General features: G+C 31.8%; 15 protein-coding genes. 10 read left to right on the top strand and 5 right to left on the bottom strand.

The genetic code is table 11. The features are described from left to right. The first annotated feature begins 25 nt into the window (after window positions 1-25). Window positions 26-670 carry a YceI family protein gene (locus tag V1T75_RS05705; RefSeq protein WP_330487594.1) on the top strand — a complete coding sequence of 215 codons (645 nt, stop codon included), beginning with the start codon at window positions 26-28 and terminating at the stop codon, window positions 668-670. 47 nt (window positions 671-717) lie between these two features. On the opposite strand, the gene lipB is transcribed toward V1T75_RS05705, so the two are convergent. Next, window positions 718-1422 (bottom strand): lipoyl(octanoyl) transferase LipB, encoded by a 705-nt coding sequence (gene lipB, locus V1T75_RS05710; protein ID WP_330487595.1) that lies wholly within the window; start codon window positions 1420-1422, stop codon window positions 718-720. An 87-nt stretch (window positions 1423-1509) separates the two neighbouring features. Here lipB and V1T75_RS05715 point away from each other — a divergent pair, with 87 nt between their 5' ends. Further along, the gene (locus tag V1T75_RS05715) at window positions 1510-5181 is read left to right on the top strand and encodes a GEVED domain-containing protein (protein WP_330487596.1); all 3672 of its coding nucleotides are present in this window, start codon (window positions 1510-1512) and stop codon (window positions 5179-5181) included. A 47-nt stretch (window positions 5182-5228) separates the two neighbouring features. On the opposite strand, the gene V1T75_RS05720 is transcribed toward V1T75_RS05715, so the two are convergent. The 3 genes from V1T75_RS05720 to V1T75_RS05730 form a co-directional block, all read right to left on the bottom strand. Further along, window positions 5229-8015 (bottom strand): carboxypeptidase-like regulatory domain-containing protein, encoded by a 2787-nt coding sequence (locus tag V1T75_RS05720; RefSeq protein WP_330487597.1) that lies wholly within the window; start codon window positions 8013-8015, stop codon window positions 5229-5231. A gap of 34 nt (window positions 8016-8049) precedes the next feature. Next, complete coding sequence (locus V1T75_RS05725; protein ID WP_125343369.1) at window positions 8050-8907, bottom strand: GLPGLI family protein; 858 nt, start codon at window positions 8905-8907, stop codon at window positions 8050-8052. 86 nt (window positions 8908-8993) lie between these two features. After that, on the bottom strand, window positions 8994-9836 hold the full coding sequence (locus V1T75_RS05730; protein WP_330487598.1) for a GLPGLI family protein: 843 nt from the start codon (window positions 9834-9836) through the stop codon (window positions 8994-8996). A 120-nt stretch (window positions 9837-9956) separates the two neighbouring features. Between V1T75_RS05730 and V1T75_RS05735 the strand changes: the two genes are divergently transcribed. The 6 genes from V1T75_RS05735 (at window position 9957) to V1T75_RS05760 (ending at window position 15174) form a co-directional block, all read left to right on the top strand. After that, a complete protein-coding gene (locus V1T75_RS05735) occupies window positions 9957-11534 on the top strand; it encodes a sensor histidine kinase (protein ID WP_330487599.1) in 1578 nt (525 codons plus the stop codon). After that, window positions 11527-12207: a response regulator transcription factor gene (locus V1T75_RS05740; protein WP_330487600.1), complete on the top strand. Its 681-nt coding sequence runs from the start codon at window positions 11527-11529 to the stop codon at window positions 12205-12207. Before V1T75_RS05735 ends, V1T75_RS05740 begins: the two co-directional genes overlap by 8 nt. Window positions 12208-12297: 90 nt before the next feature. Then, the gene (locus tag V1T75_RS05745) at window positions 12298-12912 is read left to right on the top strand and encodes a deoxynucleoside kinase (RefSeq protein ID WP_125069014.1); all 615 of its coding nucleotides are present in this window, start codon (window positions 12298-12300) and stop codon (window positions 12910-12912) included. Window positions 12913-13266: 354 nt separating this feature from the next. Continuing rightward, entirely contained in the window at window positions 13267-13491 is a 225-nt protein-coding gene (locus V1T75_RS05750) for a hypothetical protein (protein ID WP_330487601.1), read from the top strand. A gap of 141 nt (window positions 13492-13632) precedes the next feature. Further along, window positions 13633-13860: a hypothetical protein gene (locus V1T75_RS05755; RefSeq protein ID WP_330487602.1), complete on the top strand. Its 228-nt coding sequence runs from the start codon at window positions 13633-13635 to the stop codon at window positions 13858-13860. 78 nt (window positions 13861-13938) lie between these two features. After that, on the top strand, window positions 13939-15174 hold the full coding sequence (locus V1T75_RS05760) for a radical SAM protein (RefSeq protein WP_330487603.1): 1236 nt from the start codon (window positions 13939-13941) through the stop codon (window positions 15172-15174). A gap of 5 nt (window positions 15175-15179) precedes the next feature. On the opposite strand, the gene V1T75_RS05765 is transcribed toward V1T75_RS05760, so the two are convergent. Continuing rightward, window positions 15180-15914, bottom strand: a complete 735-nt coding sequence (locus V1T75_RS05765) for a TrmH family RNA methyltransferase (RefSeq protein ID WP_330487604.1) — start codon at window positions 15912-15914, stop codon at window positions 15180-15182. Between the two features lie 71 nt (window positions 15915-15985). Between V1T75_RS05765 and tamL the strand changes: the two genes are divergently transcribed. Next, on the top strand, window positions 15986-18439 hold the full coding sequence (tamL, locus tag V1T75_RS05770) for a translocation and assembly module lipoprotein TamL (RefSeq protein WP_330487605.1): 2454 nt from the start codon (window positions 15986-15988) through the stop codon (window positions 18437-18439). A gap of 94 nt (window positions 18440-18533) precedes the next feature. Beyond that, entirely contained in the window at window positions 18534-19592 is a 1059-nt protein-coding gene (gene fbaA / locus V1T75_RS05775) for a class II fructose-bisphosphate aldolase (RefSeq protein WP_330487606.1), read from the top strand. Window positions 19593-19629 lie beyond the last annotated feature (37 nt).

The following is a 19629-nucleotide window of genomic DNA, read 5'->3' on the forward strand; positions in this document are numbered from 1 at the left end:
AATAATCATTATTAAAAACACAAAAATGAAAAAAACAATTTTAGCTATTGCTTTTATTGCAATCGGAGCAGTTTCTTGTAAGACAGAAAAAAACAAAGCTGTTGTTAGCGACGAAGTTAAAGAAGTTGCAAAAACAGAAAACATTATCAATACTTATAAAGCTAATGTTGCAGAATCTACTGTAACTTGGAAAGGGAGCAAGCCAACAGGTTCTCACAACGGTGTCGTTAGTTTAGAAAAAGGAACTTTAGAAGTTGAAAACGGAAACGTAAAATCTGGAGAGTTCATTATCGACATGACTACTATTGTTTGTCAAGATTTAGAAGCTGGAAACGGTAAAGAAAAATTGGAAGATCACTTAAAAGCAGGGGATTTCTTTGATGTTGAAAAATTCCCAACTGCTAAGTTTGAAGTAGCTAGTTCTGAGTTAAAAGACGGAAAAGCTCACGTTACTGGTAACTTAACTCTTAAAGATGTTACAAAAAGTATTACTATTCCTGCTACTGTTACAGAAGCTGATGATATGTTAACTTTTAAAAGTGATGTTTTTAGTATTGACAGAACTGACTTTGGTGTTACTTATAAATCTAAGAAAATTGATGCTGCTTTAAAAGACAAGTTTATCAATGACTTAATGGAAATTTCTTTTGAGATTAAAGCTAAAAAATAATTTTAGTTTTTAAGCATAAAAAAGGGGCGACAATTGTCGCCCCTTTTTTATGCTTTTATAAATTCTTCCACTTCAAATAGCTCTTTAAAGTGCTTTATAATTTTTTCTTTTACTTCTTCTTCTGATATTTTTCTTCCTAACTCAACCTCCATTGAAGTGACCGCTTTCCCACGAATTCCACAAGGAATGATATTATCGAAATACCCTAAGTTAGCGTTTACATTCAAGGCAAAACCATGCATGGTAACCCACCTGCTTGCTCGAATACCCATGGCACAAATTTTTCTTGCAAATGGTGTACCTACACCTAGCCACACCCCAGTTTCTCCTTCACTCCTTTCACCTTCCAATCCGTATTCTGCAATTGTTAAAATAATTGATTCCTCTAACAAACGTAAATATTTATGGATGTCAGTAAAAAAGTTTTCTAAATCTAAAATTGGATAACCAACAATTTGCCCCGGTCCATGATAAGTTATATCTCCTCCTCTATTAATTTTATAAAAAGTAGCTTCTTTTTCTTTAAGCTTCTCTTCGTTCAATAATAAATTATTAATATCTCCCGATTTTCCTAGGGTATATACATGTGGATGCTCAACAAATAAAAAATAATTAGGGGTTTCAATTTCACTTTCTCCCTTCCTTCTTTCTCTTTTTAATGATACTATTTCATCTAAAAGGCTTGTTTGATAATCCCATGTTTCTTTGTAATCTTTTCTTCCTAGATCACTAATTCTTATTTTTTTATTCATAAATTGTACCGCTAAACTGCCTTACAAAGGTAGGGAAATTTAAAGTTTTACTGTTTATAAACTAAACCTATATCAATTCCAGAAATTATGTTTAAAAAAAGTACCCTTCCTTTTTTATTTGCTTTTTATTTGTCTATAGCCAACTTGTTTTCACAGCAACTATGGACCAAAGTTCATAAAGAGGCCATTACTCAACAAAAAAAAGAGGTTTTCAACACCAATTCTTTACCAAAACAATACGTTTTGATGAGTTTGAATTTAGACGGTTTTAAAAACACATTGCCTAATCTACAATCTAAAAGCACTTCAAATTCGAAAATAATACAACTTCCAAATGCTAATGGGCAACTAGAAAGGTTTTCTATAGAAGAAACTTCTTATCTAGCTCCTGCTTTAGCTGAAAAATTCCCTATGATTAAATCTTTTTCGGCTCAAGGAATAGACAATCCTTCGTCTTCTGCTAAGATAAGTATTGGTAATGATGGAGTTCACGCAATCATTTTTTCAGCAAACGAAGGCACTTCCTATATAAATCCATATACCAAAGACTATAAAGAATACATTGTTTATAAAAAGAGTAGTTTACCTCCTACTAAAGATGAATTTTCATGTACGGTAGAAGACACAGTACAAAAGAAAGACAAATTTACTTCTCAAAGAAAAAACGCTAACGATGGAAATTTAAGAACCTATAGAATGGCCATTGCTTGTACAGGTGAGTATGCTCAGTTTCATATAAACAACCAAGGAGTATCATCATCGGCTAGTGAAGCAGAAAAAAAAGCAGCTGTACTGTCTGCCATGAACACTACTATTACTCGTGTGAATGGAGTTTATGAAAAAGATTTAGCTGTTAGAATGGTTCTTGTAGACAATAATGATGCATTAATTTTCTTAGATGCCAGCACAGATGGCTTAACCAATGATACTGCCAGCATTTTAATTGATGAAAGTCAGGAAAAATGCGATAATATTATTGGCAATGCTAATTATGATATCGGACATACCTTTAGTACTGGAGCTGGTGGACTTGCGCAACTAAATTCTGTATGTGTTACAAACTACAAAGCTCAAGGAGTTACAGGTAGGGGTCAACCTATTGGTGATACCTACGACATAGACTATGTTGCTCACGAAGTTGGACATCAATTTGGAGCAACTCATACCTTTAACAATTCTTGTGATGGTAATAGAAGTAGTAGTACAGCCGTTGAACCTGGAAGTGGTTCTACAATTATGGGCTATGCCGGTATTTGCTCACCGAATGTACAAAGTGTAAGTGATGATTATTTTCATGCGGTTAGTATCGCTCAAATGTGGAGTCATGTTCAAGGATCTGGAAGTTGTGCTTCTACCACAAATACAGGGAATAATGCTCCTACCGCTAACGCTGGAAACGATGTAAGCATTCCTAAGTCTACTCCGTTTGTTTTAAAAGGAGAGGCTACTGATGCAGAGGGGCCAAGTTCTTTAACATATACCTGGGAGCAAATTGATAATGAAATTGCAACAATGTCTCCATTAGCTACAAATACTGAAGGCCCTATGTTTAGATCATTACTTCCATCTTCTTCTCCTAATAGATACATCCCGGCACTATCTACTGTATTAAGCGGTAATACTGCTACCACATGGGAAGTTTTACCTTCAGTAGCACGAGAATTAGATTTTGCACTTACAGTTAGAGACAATCATTCTGGAGGTGGAAATTCAGCTAGAGATGATATTAGAGTAACGGTTACGGAAGCTGAAGCTTTTACTGTAACTAGCCCTAATTCTGCGGTATCTTGGGGAGTAAACTCAACTCAAACTATTACTTGGAATAAGGGAACTACAGATATAGCTCCTATTAACTGTGCTACCGTAAACATAAAACTTTCAACAGACGGCGGTCTTAGCTATCCAATTACTTTAAAGAGCAACACACCAAATGACGGTTCTGAAGCTGTTATTATACCCGATACTCCTACTACTAATGCTAGAATACTAGTAGAAGCGGCAGATAATATTTTTTATAATATAAATAATACCAACTTCTCCATTTTCCCAACAGCTCCTACTTATTCAATAACTAACAATACAGGAGATGTATCTGTATGTAATGTAGCTACAAATGAACAAATTTTTGATTTTGACTACAATGCTTTATACGGCTTTAATGAAACTGTAAATTTATCTTATTCAGGAGCTCCTACTAATTCTACAATAACATTGAGTAGCTCTTCAATAAGTAGCAGTGGTAAGTTTAGCTTAACCGTAACCAATCTTACCAATGTTACCAAAGGAGATTACACAATTACAGTTACAGCTACATCAGGCTCTATAACTAAGTCTGTTGACATCCTTTTAAACGTAAACGATAGTCTTTGTAACTCTACTGGTAATATGGCCTCACAGTTAAGCATTACAAATGTTACTTTTAACAGTATAAACAACAACTCTACCAAAACAACAGGGTATTCTGATTTTACTAGTCAACGTACAGATGTGGTTAGAGGTGAAAACTATAATTTAACGACCACTATTCATCCTGACGGAAATAGTAATGTAAAAACAATTGCATGGATAGACTGGAACCAAAACTGTGTTTTTGACACTAATGAGACTTATGACTTAACCTCTACTGGTTCTATTTCAATTACTGTTCCAGAAGGAATCCCTACAGGGGCAACATTAATGAGAGTTTCGACAAGGTCAAACGCAAACCCCGATTCTTGTAGATTGGGCTTTAACGGCGAAGTAGAAGATTATACTATTACAGTTCTAGAACCTACTTTTTCTATTTCGAATAGCACAGGAGATTTATCGGTATGTAAACAAGCTACAAATGAAATTCGCTTTGATTTAGATTATACCGCCCTATATGGTTTTAATGAAACTGTGAACCTTTCTTATTCTGGAACGCCAACAAACTCAACTATTACGTTAAATCCTACGAGTATAAATAGCAGTGGAAAATTTACCTTAACAGTCACTAACTTAACCGATGTAGCTATAGGAGATTATACAATAACTGTTACCGCTAATAGCACCTCAATGACCAAGTCGGTAAATATACTTTTAAATGTAAACAATAGTCTTTGTAATTCTTCTGGAAATACTGAGTCACAATTAAGCATTACAAATGTTACTTTTAACGGTATCAATAATAATTCTGATAAAACAAATGGTTACTCTGATTTTAAATCAGTAACAACTCAAGTGGTTAGAGGGGAAACCTACGAGTTAACAACCACTATCAATACAGCTGGAAATAGCGACATAAACACAGTTGCATGGATTGATTGGAACCAAAACTGTACATTTGACACCGATGAAGCTTATGATTTAACTTCTTCAAACACTCTTTCGATTTCTGTTCCTGAAAATGCTCCATTAGGTTCTACAACTATGAGAATTTCTACAAAAACAAATAGTGACCCTAACTCTTGTGGATTAAATTTTAACGGTGAGGTAGAAGACTATACCATTATTGTTGAAGAAAGCTTTGCTACAGACAACACTTTATTTGATGATTTACTAGCGTACCCTATCCCTTCAGATGGAGCATTAACAGTAAGTTTTAAAGTAAAAGACAAAGAATCTACAATTATAAGACTTTTTGACTTTAGAGGGAGATTGATTGAAACACAAAAATTCTCCACTATCTCTAGCCAGTTTAATGAAAATATACAACTAACTAAAGCTGCTAGCGGACTTTATCTTTTACAAATTGAAAATGCAGGCAAACAAGTAACAAAAAAAATAGCGATTAAATAAATAACTTTAAGCTTACCATAAAAAGCAACCCAAAAGGGTTGCTTTTTTTATAAATTATACTTTACTGTAAACATGGCTATTCTAGGTTGAATTACGTACGAAGAATTACTCACATAAATATCATTGCTACTATTCTGGTTCAACCCTGTTGAATTTAACAAATTGGTAACTCCTACTTTATATTCCCATTTACTCCCTTTTTTCTGATACGTAAGATCGGCTCTTAAAAAACCATAACTATCTATTGTTTGTCCATTATTAAGCACGTTGTTATAGGCGTACTTTGATGTAAAAATAAATTCTTTTAAGAAAAAGGCATCAACGTTTATATACGGACTATGTGTTGTAAAAGTGTTTTCAACTCCTCCAATATCTGAGTTATTAATAGATACGTTATAACCGACATCGAAATTCGGAGCTTCTTTAAAGTTTGTACTAAATTTTGAGGTATAGGTTTGTGAAAATGTTTTCGCCAATCGATTTCTTGTTTCATTCGTTTGGCGATCGGTAATTAAACTATTCGATTTTCCATAAGATATATTCCCTCCTAATCGTAACTTAAACTTTCTGAAACTCTTTTGAAAGTTTGCCCTCGCAGAAATGGACTCATCAGGAAAAGCAGAGTTTACCGAAGTTCTTACTTGGTTAACATCAATAAACTCTGTATTACTCTTAATTTCTTTAATGCGTTTACTATAGCTAATTGCTCCAAAAACATTGGTATAATTAAACATATTAAAACTAAAATAATTCAAATTTATATTATGGTATAATGAGTTATCAAGAGTTCTATTTCCTGAATATAAACTATTGTAATTATTAAAAACATACCCTTCCGCTAATTTATTTACATCAGTAAAACTAGTTTGCATGGCATAGTTTAAACGTAGTGTTTCCGATTTTTTTAAATTAATTTTTACCGAAGCATCTGGTAATAATTTGATGAAATTATCTTCATAAACAGCACCTAATTGGGTGTTTTTAGATACGTAGTTATGTAATGTAAAACCTTGGTTAAAGGTAAAAATACCTGTTATGAATTTATAATGTAGCCCCATATACAAATCATCAAAAGAAAAATCTACGTCGTTAACTGTATTTGGCTCAGTAATTTCATTTTTATTTCCTTCTAAAATTTCAAAAATAGTAGTGTTAAATTGTTGATTACTTAGGGTCGCTCCCAAAGTCATATTTAAATTACTTTTAGAATTTAACACATAATAGTAATCTAATTTTGCATCTAACTTGTTTGTTTTTATTCTTTTATTCTGACTTACATTAAATAAATTATGGTCTCCTGGGTTTGGATTAACATTGGTTAATGACAACAAGTTATAAAAAGATAACTTTTCTAGTTCAGCATTGTAAAACGGGTCTTCATTTTGCCATAAATGTTGCGCCTCAAAAGCAAAAATATTTTTATCATTTAAGGTATAGTAATAATTTAAGTTTTGATTGATTGAAAACGGGCTTTGCTCTGAAACTTGATAAATAGGCACTACCTCATCATCTGCATTTAAATATGTTCTTGATGACAATGTTGTTTGTCGTTGCTGTTGCTGTGAAACCTTAGCAAAAATATCATAATCGAGTTGGTTGTTTGCGTTTGACTTATAACTTGAACTCAATTTAAACAAGCCCAAATTACTTGTTTGATTTGTTACATCTTGTGTTTGTTCGGTATCAATATACTTTATTGAAGACGGGGTATTCTCATCATACGGAGGTAGGCTATTGCTATCAACCTCTGCATTTGAATACACACGTTGAGTTGTTTCTTCCATGTCAGTTTTATTTCCTGAATAGATAGCAAACCCACTAATATCCCAAGTTTTCTTTGGAGAATAACTAAAGTTTAAAGCACCAAATTTTGACTCAATTTCTTTCGCTCTATTATTTCTTAAAGTTAAAAAAGCAATATCGTTAGACCCTACATTAAAGTTTGTTCCGTTATTGTCTCCAAATTGCCTAAAACCTCCCGTAAATTTAAAATAGTCTCTCATTGTAAAAGGTACTTCTCCAATATTATTTACATCGGTTATAACATTTAAGCTGTATTTCGGACTATAATAAAACAACTTAGGATGCACTATGTATCGACTATCTAACATCCCTAACCCTAAACCAGCAGCAACTTCTCCAAACCAAAAATTCTTTTTCCCTTCTTTTAATTTAATATTTATCACAACATTATCCTCGTTATCGGTAACACGACTCATTTGTCCTACTTCACTATGATTTTTAAGTACTTGAACTTTATCTATTGCATTTGCAGGAATATTTTTTGTAGCTAATTTAGAGTCTCCGTCAAAAAAGTCTTTTCCTTCCACCATTACCTTTTTTACAGTTTTCCCCTCTACTTCAATTTCACCATCGTCGTTTACTTCAACTCCAGGTAACTTTTGAAGTACATCTCCTAGTTTTTTTTCCGTTCCACTTTTAAAACTATCCGCATCATACACAATTGTATCACCTTTAACAGTTACTGGCATTTTATAAGTAATATTTACTTCATCTAAACGATCATCTTCTTCTAAAACAAGGTCTTTAAATAAATTGACCTCGTTGGTTTCTACATCAACTTCTGCTGTTTTCAGTCCTATATAACTTACCTTTATGCTATAGCTTGTATTTTTAGCTAGGTTTAATTTATAGTTCCCTTTAGCGTCGGTAAAACCATAAGAGTCTAGTTTTTTGGTCGCTTTGTTTACGGCAATTACGTTTGCCATTTCTAAAGGAGTTCCAATGCTATCTTTTACAACTCCTCTCAGTGTAATTTGAGCATTAGAAGTCCAAGTAGCTATGCAAATAGCTATGAGTAATATTTTTTTCATTATGTGATTTTCTTATTAGGCGAGTTGTTGTCGTTTAATGAAAGCCTCTTCCCTCTCTATTTCCTCCACGTCTGTTTCTAAATCGCTCTCTCATTTCTTCCATTTTTTCTTTTACAACCTTATTGTATGCTTCTCTTGTTATTTTTTTTCCTTTAACAGGTTCTTTTATTTCTATTTTCTCAGAAGGGTTCATTATGATTTCTGAACACAGTATAGTGGTTCTACCTTCGTTAACTTCTAATATAAGACCGGGTAATCCCCAATAATTCCCTGGTCCGCTACTTATAGGCACTTGCGGTGTATACCAAGCCGTGACTAAAGTTTCTTTGGGAGCTTCAAGATTTTCAGTTTCTTTTTTTACCGTAGAAGTATCTCGCTTTACTTTGGAATCCCTCTCTCTTCTTCGCAAATTTCTCCAATCAAAACCTGTCGCTTTCTTTACCATGGTTGCTTTGAAACAAGTATAATTACCAATTTGTTTTGTTTCCTCTCCAAGTTCCCATTTGGGTAGTTCTTTGTTTTCAGAAATCAAAAATTTCTTTCCGAAAAACTCTGTAGACTCAAGTATTTTTCCCACTTTAAAATCCTTGTAAACTGTCCCTCCACCAGCAAAACCTCCAAACCGAAATCCTCTACTAGCTCCAGGAGTTTCGAGCTTTTCTTCCTCCTTATAAATAGATTTACTTCTGGTAAAATTTAAAACGTATGTTTTCTCTAACATGCTTTTCATACGTTGTAAAATTTGTTTCTTTCGTTCTTCGGATAGTTGTCGCCCTCCAAAACTAGGATCTATAGCTGTTTTTGATTGATAAATTGCTTTTCCTTGAAAATTAGTTTGTGAAAAAACAGTCATGGAAACACTTAAGAGAAGAGCTGTAACTAAACCTTTCATTACTTTCGTTTTTAAATGATACTTATACCTTTTTTGTAGTATAAGAATTAGACTTTCAAAAACACAAAAGGTTTAACACGGTTTAACTACCCTTGTATTTCTATTTGAAAAGAGTTTCCGTCGTTACTTTTTCGTCTGTTTTTAAAACGCTCCATCATATCTTTAGTATGTTTATCCATTACAGTATCGAATTCTTTTTGAGTAACCTTTTTACCTTTGGTCGGTTCTTTTATCTCTATTTTTTCTGAAGGATTTAAAACAATTTCGGCACATGCAATTGTTTGTTTTCCATCTTGTACTTCTAAAATCAATCCTGGCAACCCCCAAAACTGTTCTGGGCCATTGCTAATAGGAATTTCAGGAGTATACCAAGCCACTGTTTCAATAGTTACTTCTTCTTTTTTCTCCTCAGTTTCTCCATCTGTCATAGACATTGATGTTCTGGTTTCTTTTCTAGTTTTAGTTGCCTTATAACAAGTGTAATTTCCAATATTCTTAGTTTCTCCCGTCATTTTCCAATCATAGTTTTCTAACTTGTCTTTTATTAAAAAACGTTTACCACTTATCTCTGTCTTGTTCACATACCTTTTATCTTTTATGTTTTTATACAACACATCTGTTCCTCCACCATTGCCCATTATTTGAATTTGCATTCCTCCTGTTTGAACTTGAGGCGAAGAAAGTTTCTTATTTTGTTTGTAGGAAGATGTTGATTGATCAAAATTTAACGTGTAGGTTTGTTGAAACTGCTTCATTATTTGGGCTTGTATTTTTTTTTGCATTTCAGCATTTGGGGCGCCCTTACCCTTTTTATCATTATCTATTTTAAGGTCAATCTTTCGATGAGTCTTATAAGTGGCTTTCCCTTGAAAGTTTTGCGAAAACATTGAGGCACTCAGCAACAATATGAATAGTGTGATATTTCTCATTTCTTTAGTTTTTAAATTCAACACTACAAATATGCTTAGCTATATTATCTTTTTGAGTTAATGAGTGTTAACGAGTGTTAACCGTATTTTTTATTCGCTTTAACACTTTATCTTTGAAACATGAATACAAAAAAACATCGCTGGATACTATATTTAATTAGTACGACAATTGTTGTTACAATTCTGATACAATTTTATTGGAACTATAAAAACTACCAACAAAACAAGCAACGTGTTATAAATGAAATTCAATTAAGCTTGGATAATGCTGTTGAAGAATATTATGCCGCTTTAACTAAGCAAAACTTTTTTGCCATAGTAGAATCTGGTAAAACATCTTCTAAAAATAATATTTGGAAAGAAGTCTTCTCTTCACAAGTTGACAAAAAAAAGGACAGTATAGAATTTAAAATTTCTTCTTTTGATATAAAAACAGACGATCCAAAAGAGTTTAAAAAGATGAATTCTTATTTTGTTGACTCACTTCTTAAAAATATGAAGCATAAAATTAGCGACTCTATACCTAAGAAGTATTCTAAAATCACCCAGATTACTCAATTTAGTAAAAATCATACATCTGGTATTCATCTCGATTCTTCAGGAATTAAAAAAGTAAAAGTTTTTAAAGGAAAGAGAGCTACCGATAGCTTAAAACTAATAAAAGGATTACAAACCATATTTATTTCTGTCCAAAATGATGCTTTAGATCATGAAAAGCTAGATTCAATTATAAAAAAACAATTAACAGCTAAAGGCATTCCTACTCCATTTTACTTAAATCATTTTAAACACGATACGCTGTTTTATTCCTCAAAAAAAGAAGGCACACCTACACTACACCTACAAAGCGATGCTAAGTCTACTTATGTTAAAAGTGATGAAAAGCTAACCCTATTGTATGAGAACCCATCAAGTGAAATTCTTAAAAGAAGTTCAACAGGAATTGTACTATCTCTTTTACTTTCATTGTCCGTGGTTATCAGTTTATTTTACTTGTTAAAAATCATCAATCAGCAAAAGGAACTAGCTGAAATTAAGAACGATTTAATTAGCAACATTACTCACGAATTCAAAACTCCTATAACTACTGTTTCAACTGCACTAGAAGCTATTAATAATTTTAATGCTATAGATGATAAGGAAAAAACCAAAAAATACATTTCCATTTCATCTGTACAAATAGAAAAATTACATTTAATGGTAGAGAAGTTATTAGAAACAGCTACCCTTGATAGTGAAAAATTACTTTTAAAGAAAGAGCCTGTCAATTTAGTTGAATTGATAGAAAACAACACTAAAAAACATCAGTTTACCAACTCAGAAAAAACAATTCAATTTTCATCAAACAAACCTGAAATAATCACAGGTATTGATGTATTTCATTTTGAGAATGCCATTTCAAACTTATTGGATAATGCTATCAAATATGGTGGGAATAAAATAGAAGTACACATTAACCAAGTGTTAAACGCTATTGAAATAACTGTAGCAGACAACGGTAAAGGAATTGATAAAAATCAACAAGAAAAGATATTCGATAAGTTTTATCGTATTCCTAAAGGAAACACCCATGATGTAAAAGGCTTTGGAATAGGTTTATACTACACCAAAAAGATTATTGAAAAACATGGTGGCGCTATCTCGTTAACTTCAAAACCCAATAATACCCTTTTTAAAATTATTTTAAATAATGAGTGAAATTATTAAAGTACTGTTAGCTGAAGACGAACCTAGTTTAGGGCAAATTGTAAAAGAAAGTTTAGAAACTAGACGTTTTGAAGTATTTCATGCTCTTAATGGAGAAGAAGCTTATAAAATTTACCAAGCAAGCTCTCCTGATATTTTAGTTTTAGATGTAATGATGCCTAAAAAAGACGGTTTTACTCTTGCCAAAGAAATACGACAGGAAAACAAACACCTTCCTATTATTTTTTTAACTGCAAAATCGCAAGCTAAAGATGTTGTGGAAGGCTTTGAACATGGCGGAAACGACTATCTAAAAAAACCATTTTCAATGGAAGAATTGATTGTTCGTATTCATGCCCTAATGAATAGAATTGAGTTAAGAAAAAACCACGAGGCAATTAAGATTGGTAATTATATTTTTAACTACACCAAACAGGTTTTGTCTTTTAATGATGATATTAAAAAATTAACACATCGAGAATCAGAATTACTATTTCATCTATCACAAAAGAAAAATGAAATTTTAGACAGGTCTTTTATTTTAAAGAAATTATGGGGAGATGACGATTTTTTTAATGCTCGTAGCATGGATGTCTTTATTTCTAAATTGCGAAAGAAGCTTAAACATGATGAAAATATTCAAATTGTAAACGTAAGAGGCTATGGTTATAAATTGATCTGTTAAATTCTTTATCAATTCCTTTTTTTATGTAATTTTACCATCCCCTAATCTGGCAGTGCCAGCAACATTAAAAAACATTTTACACAGACAATTATGCACGTAGCAATTGCCGGGAACATTGGCGCAGGTAAAACCACTTTAACAAAATTATTAGCAAAACACTACAATTGGGAAGCTCATTTTGAATCGGTTGATGAAAATCCATACTTAGACGATTTCTATGCAGAGATGGAGCGTTGGTCTTTTAATTTACAAGTTTACTTTTTAAATAGTCGTTTCCGTCAAGTGTTAGAGCTACGTAAATCTGGTAAAAAAATAATTCAAGACAGAACTATTTACGAAGATGCTCATATTTTTGCTCCCAACTTGCATGCTATGGGACTTATGACTAACCGAGATTTTAGCAACTATTCTTCATTATTTGAATTGATGGAAAATTTAGTAACACCACCAGATTTATTAATTTATTTACGCGCAGATATTTCTACATTGGTAGGTCAAATTCACAAACGTGGTAGAGAATATGAAAACTCTATAAGTATTGATTACTTAAGCAGGTTAAATGAACGTTATGAGGCTTGGATTAGTCAATACACCAAAGGAAAATTATTAATTATTGATGTTGATAATTTAGACTTTGTAGACAATCAAGAAGATTTAGGCTATATTATTGATCGGATAGATGCTCAGATAAACGGATTATTTTAAGTTTTAAAAACTTAAAACCACAATAAACAAACCCTTTGTTTTTATACTAGAAAAACAAAGGGTTTTCTATTGTCATATATTTTTCATAAACTTTAAAAGAGCTCTCTTTTAGAACAAACTAGTTATTACTACTTAAAGAGTGTTATAATTTTAAAATTGTACCTCCCTTTTTTATAAATAGTCACATAGTCACCTTACTTTTTCTTATCAAATAGCTAATATTTGTGACAACTTATTCAAGAAATAAGCTTATTAACTTCTATTAGTTTAATCATTTACGGGTAGCTGAAAATGTAATCTTTAAACTTAAAGAAGAAATAGAGTAAGTAAGGAATTAACCTAGAATTAATAATTATGAAAAAAACATTTTTCTCTCTTGAAGAAATTGAAAAATTTTCAATCTATCAAATAAGTAACTTAAATACCATTAAAGGGGGAACTATTCAAACTTCTACTAGCTATTCAGCAATTGTTGATCCAGACGAAGATGATGACGATATGGATGAAGATGATGATGCTATTACAGCAAAGCGTTTATCTTCTGAATCCTCGCTATTAGTTCCAAATCTTATCCCTTAAAATAACACCATAATATTAATTACTCTCATATTCAACTATACACTAAACAAAAATGAGTATGAGTTACTTTTTTCACAGGCAGCTGAAAATGTGATTTTAAACTAAAAAATAGAGTAAGCAATTAACTTAAAATTAATAATCATGAAAAAAACATTTTTTTTACCAAAAGGGTTGGAAAAGTTTTCAAACTTACAAACTGACAATTTAGACCTTATTAGAGGAGGTGCTATTTATATTGAAGAAGAAATTTATTACCCTACTAGTGGTGGAGGAAGAGTATGCCCTGACGGATTAGTTTGGAGTGATAAACTACAAAAATGTGTAAGAATTATAGAAGTTGAAGCTGAAAAAGAGGTCTTTAAATTATAGAATAACTTTATAAAATCTTATCAAGGAAATTATACAATAAGTACAATTTCCTTGTTTTTAATCAATACTTTTCAAATTATGAATTTTAATTCTTTAGCCATAAAAATTGCTAGTAGGTGTAACCTTAATTGCTCATACTGCTTCATGTATAATCTTGGAGATACTACCTACAAAAGCCAGCCAAAGTTTATGTCTACAGAAGTAGTTGATAATATCATTGAAAAAACGAAAAACTACATAAAAAAATATCAGAGAAAAGAGTTCTCTTTTATTTTTCATGGAGGTGAACCTCTACTTGCTTCCAAAGATTTTTTCATAGATTTTATAAATAAGGTAAAAGAAATTCAAAAAGAGCTTACTGATGTTTCGTTCTCATACGACTTACAAACAAATGGCGTCCTTTTAGATAAAAACTGGATAGAGCTATTTAAAAAACTAGATATTTACCCTAGTGTTAGTATTGATGGCACAAAAAAAGCACACGATATGTATCGAGTAGACCATAAAGGAAATGGCAGCTACGATACCGTTTTTGAAAGTGTTAAGTTATTAAAAAATGAAATGAATTTTGCGGATATCGCTTGTGTTATTAACATTAAAGAAAGTCCAAAAGAGATGTATGATAGTTTCAAGAAAATGAATGCTAGCTATGTAAATTTTTTAATTCCAGATTACACACACGACAATTTTCCTTTCGATAAGGATAAAACCTTAATGGCTGATTGGTTAATTAATTTATTTGACATTTGGATTAGCGACTCCAAACGGTTTAAAATCCCACTATTTTTAGGCTTGTTAAACTCTCTTATGAGAGTTAATGAAAAAACAAAAAACGAATCAACTGTTTTAGTTATAGAAACCAATGGAGAAATCGAAGCTATTGACTCTCTAAAAGCTTGTGGTAATGGTTTTACAAAAACGGGACTCAATATTAAAGAAAATAGTTTTCAAGATATACAGCATACATCTTTAGGCAAACTATATTTTAATGATTTTAATACTAAGCTTTGTAAACAATGCTTGGAATGCCCATTAAATGAAATTTGTAAAGGAGGTAGGTTAGTTCATCGTTATAGCAAAAAAAGTGGTTTCAATAATCCTTCAGTTTATTGTAACGATCTAATTAAACTAATAGCTCATATACAAACGTTTTTCATATCATGTTATCCTGAGTTACACAAAAAAGAAAATATAGAACCTATAAAACCTAAGGAAATCACAAATTATCTTTCTGCTTTTTATAAAAGCACTAACTCTCCTTACCAAGAAGAATTAGAATCTTTTTCTAAGGAAAATAAAGCATCGGTTGCTTAGTCAAATTAAACCACTCGTCTTTTAAACTCACTTAATAGAATAGCTGTTGCAGTAGCTACGTTCAAACTTTCTGTTTGTTGTAAATCTCCAAATCTTGGAATAGTTACACTGTTTTTTACAAGTTCTGCAATTTCAGATGAAATACCATTTGCCTCATTTCCCATTACCAAAATAGCCTTTTGAGGCAACGAGGAGGTATATACATTATCACCATGCATATCGGCTGTGAATGTAGGTAGTGAAGTATTTGTTAAAAACTCAGATAAATCAACATATGAAATCTGAACTCTTGTTAACGACCCCATGCTAGATTGCACCACTTTTTGATTATAGCAATCAACTGTATTCTTAGAGCATACCAACTCAGAAACTCCAAACCAATCACACAACCGAATAATTGTCCCTAAATTCCCTGGGTCGTTTATACCATCTAAAGCAACCATAAAGTTACTTTTACTAATCTCTTTTTTCTTCGGAATTTTAAACACTCCCAATACTTTATTTGGTGTCTTTAGAGTACTTATTTTTTTTAATTCGTTTTCAGAAATCAAAGTAACCTCTTTACTTTCTTTGGAAATAAATGACTCATCTGTAGTATATAATTGTTCTAGCTCCAAAGAAGATGCTAACAATTCTTTAACCACCTTTAGCCCTTCCGCAACAAATAATTGATGCTTTTGTCTATACTTTTTTTGCTGTAAACTAGTTATTAACTTTATATTGTTTTTAGATAAACTCATTAAATTGTTTTTAACACTCTAAAACCACTAAAAAATAGTATTTTTGATTCTTAATACGAGGCGTAAAGTTAATGAAAAAACTTTCTTTCTTCTTTTTATTAGTAGTCTTATTCAGCTCTTGTAGCACGATTAAATATGTTAAAGAAAACGAGTTATTGCTAGCCAAAAACACCGTGTATATTGACAGTGTAAAAAACTCAAGTGAAAACATTTCTGAATTGCTATTACAGCGTCCTAATGCAAAGGCTTTGGGTATGCCTTTATCATTACATTTTTATAATTTAGGTAACCCAGAAGCTCCAAAAACACCAAGCGAATGGGCGAAGAAACATCCAAAAACCTATCACTTTTACAAAGATGTCTTTTCAGAAAAACAAAGTATTGCAGTCGCCAAAACATTTATTGGTTTCAACAATTGGTTTTTAACTAGCGGTGAAGCACCTATTATAATTGACGATAAGAAAACGAATAGAACTGTAGATAATTTAAAAGCTTACTTTCAAACCGAAGGGTATTTTAGAGCTAAAGTTTTTTCAAAAAAAGATACCATTGGTAAAAAGAAAGGAAAGATTAGTTACTATATTTCAAAAGGAAAACCTTCTTATCTTGACTCTATAAAAACTTTTATCACCTCACCTGTTCTGGATTCTTTATACCAGCTTACAAAAAACAAAAGTTACTTAAAGTCTGGAGATCACTATAAAAACGACAACTTTATAAAAGAGGCCAACCGACTAGTCAAACTTTTTAGAAACAAAGGAATATATCAATTCAATGAAAATTATATCTCCTTTGAAAATGACACTTTAAAGAATTATGAAAAAACCGATGTAGATATTAATATTTCTGATAAAACTATTCCTTTTCAAATTCAGAAATTAAAAAAAGTAAACGTTTTTACCGACTATACTTATAGCACACGAAATTCTAAACATAAGGATACTACTACTTATAATGGAATTAACTTTTACGCACTTCGAAAGCTAAAATACAATCCTAAGTACTTATCTCAATCAATATTTATAAAACCAAATACCGTTTATAGTGATTCGTTAAGAAATTTAACTCGTACCCATTTAAGAGGACTGAAAAATTTTAAAGCCACTTCTATTCGGTATAATGAGCTAAGTGAAAATGAACTAGAAGCAAATGTATATTTAACCCCAATAGAAAAATATACGCTCGGTTTTGAATCTGAATTGTCACGTTCAAATATTCGAAACTTTGACATTTCGTTAAAGTTTTCTTTAACAAACAGAAATACCTTCAAAGGGGCAGAGCTTTTTAAGCTATCAACTTTTGGTTCTTATTTTAACTCTAACAATGGCCCTGGTTGGGAAATTGGTTCTGATATTTCATTAGAAGTACCTCGTTTTATGGCTCCTTTTGGACTTAATAAGCTAGTTCCAAAAAGAATGTTTCCTAGAACTAAATTTTATTCAGGAATTGGAATTCAAAAAAATATTGGTTTAGACAAGCAAAACATCTCAGTTGGAATTGATTATAAATGGGACTACAATAAGAAAAAGTCTATTCAACTAGAACTGTTAAATACCCAATATATTAGAAACTTAAATGTTGATAATTATTTTTCAATTTATAATTCAGAATATCGAAAATTAGCAGAAGTTGCTCAAATTTATGACCCTTCTTATACTTTTCCTGAGAACACACCTAACAATTCTAATGAGATTATTAATTTTGTTTCAAATGTGCTTACTGATGCTGGTTTTGCAGCTTCAAACCCGAATGAGTTTCAAAATATTTTAAATCTTGCCAACCGATACAATATTGTTACTTCTGACTTTTTAATTCCTGAAATAGCTTATGGTTATACCTACAATAACCAAGAAAATATTAAAGATGCAAGCTTTTCCTTTTTTAAGTTCCGAATCGCTAATTCAGGAAATATTATGGGCCTTTTATCTAAAAAGACCAATAGTTCTGGACAAAAAACAGTATTTAAAATCCCCATTGCTCAATATTTTAAAACGGACTTAGAATATAAAAAGTATTGGGATTTAGGTGATAACAATGTACTGGCTCACAGAACCTTTCTTGGGGCTATTTTTACTTACGACAATTCTGGTGTTCCTTTTTCTCGTAGTTATTTTGCAGGTGGCTCAAACGATATACGTGCCTGGAGAACTTACGATTTAGGGCCAGGTACACGAGCGCCTGTTCTTGAGTATAATATAGGAAGTTTAAAATTTTTAACTAGCTTCGAATATCGTTTTAATGTTTTTGGTTCTTTAAAGTCTGCCTTATTTGTAGATGCAGGAAATATCTGGGATATAACCAATACAGAATTTGTTGATGACCCAGCTAAATTTAACGGTTTTAAGTCATTAAAAGACATCGCTGTAGGAGCTGGTTTTGGGCTTCGTTATGACTTTAAATTTTTAATAGCCAGATTGGATTTAGGGTTCAAAGCACACGAACCGTACCTAACAGATAATAAGTGGTTTCAAAACTTCAATTTCACCAACTCTGTACTAAACATAGGTATTAATTACCCTTTTTAACAAAGTACTTTCTGTTAAAAATTTATCGCAACTTGTATAAAAAAGTGTAGATTTGTTCCATAATTTATGTAACACACTACTAAACAACAAAAAAATGATTAAACCTGGAGTTGCCACCGGAAAAGAAGTTCAAGCAATTTTTGAATTAGCCAAACAAAAAGGCTTTGCTTTACCAGCTGTTAATGTTGTGGGATCAAACACTATTAATACAGTTTTAGAAACAGCTAAAGAGCTTAACTCGCCTGTAATTATTCAGTTCTCTAATGGAGGTGCTCAATTCAATGCAGGTAAAGGCTTATCGAACGACAACGAAAAAGCAGCCATTGCAGGGGCAGTAGCGGGGGCTAAACACATACATTTATTAGCAGAAGCTTATGGAATTCCTGTTATTTTACACACAGATCACGCTGCTAAAAAACTATTGCCTTGGATTGATGGTTTGTTAGATGCTAGTGAGCAATTTTATAAAGAAACAGGAAAACCGTTATACAGTTCTCACATGATTGATTTAAGTGAAGAACCTTTAGAAGAAAATATTGAAATTTGTAAAGAATACCTTGCTCGTATGAGTAAAATGGGAATGACTTTAGAAATTGAATTAGGAATTACAGGAGGGGAAGAAGATGGTGTTGACAATACAGATGTAGACAGCTCTAAGTTATATACTCAACCAGAAGAAGTAGCGTATGCTTACGAAGAATTGATGAGCGTTAGTTCACAATTTACCATCGCTGCTGCTTTTGGAAATGTTCATGGAGTATATAAACCAGGAAACGTAAAGTTAACTCCAAAAATTTTAAAGAACTCACAAGAACACATTACAGAAAAATATAATGTTCCTCACAACACAATTGACTTTGTATTCCACGGAGGATCTGGTTCTACTTTAGAAGAAATTCGTGAAGCAATTAGCTACGGAGTTGTAAAAATGAATATCGATACCGATTTACAATATGCATTTACCGAAGGAGTTCGTGATTATATGAAAGAAAAATCTGCATATTTGCAAGCTCAAATTGGTAACCCGGAAGGAGATGATGTTCCTAATAAAAAATATTACGACCCTCGTAAATGGTTACGTGAAGGAGAGCAAACTTTTAAAGCTAGATTAAAAAAAGCTTTTGAAGATTTAAATAATGTGAACACATTATAATATTTTTTGAAAAAGAAAAACCAAACAACTAAAGAAT

Source organism: Tenacibaculum sp. FZY0031, from assembly GCF_036350695.1.
Taxonomy (GTDB): Bacteria; Bacteroidota; Bacteroidia; order Flavobacteriales; family Flavobacteriaceae; genus Polaribacter.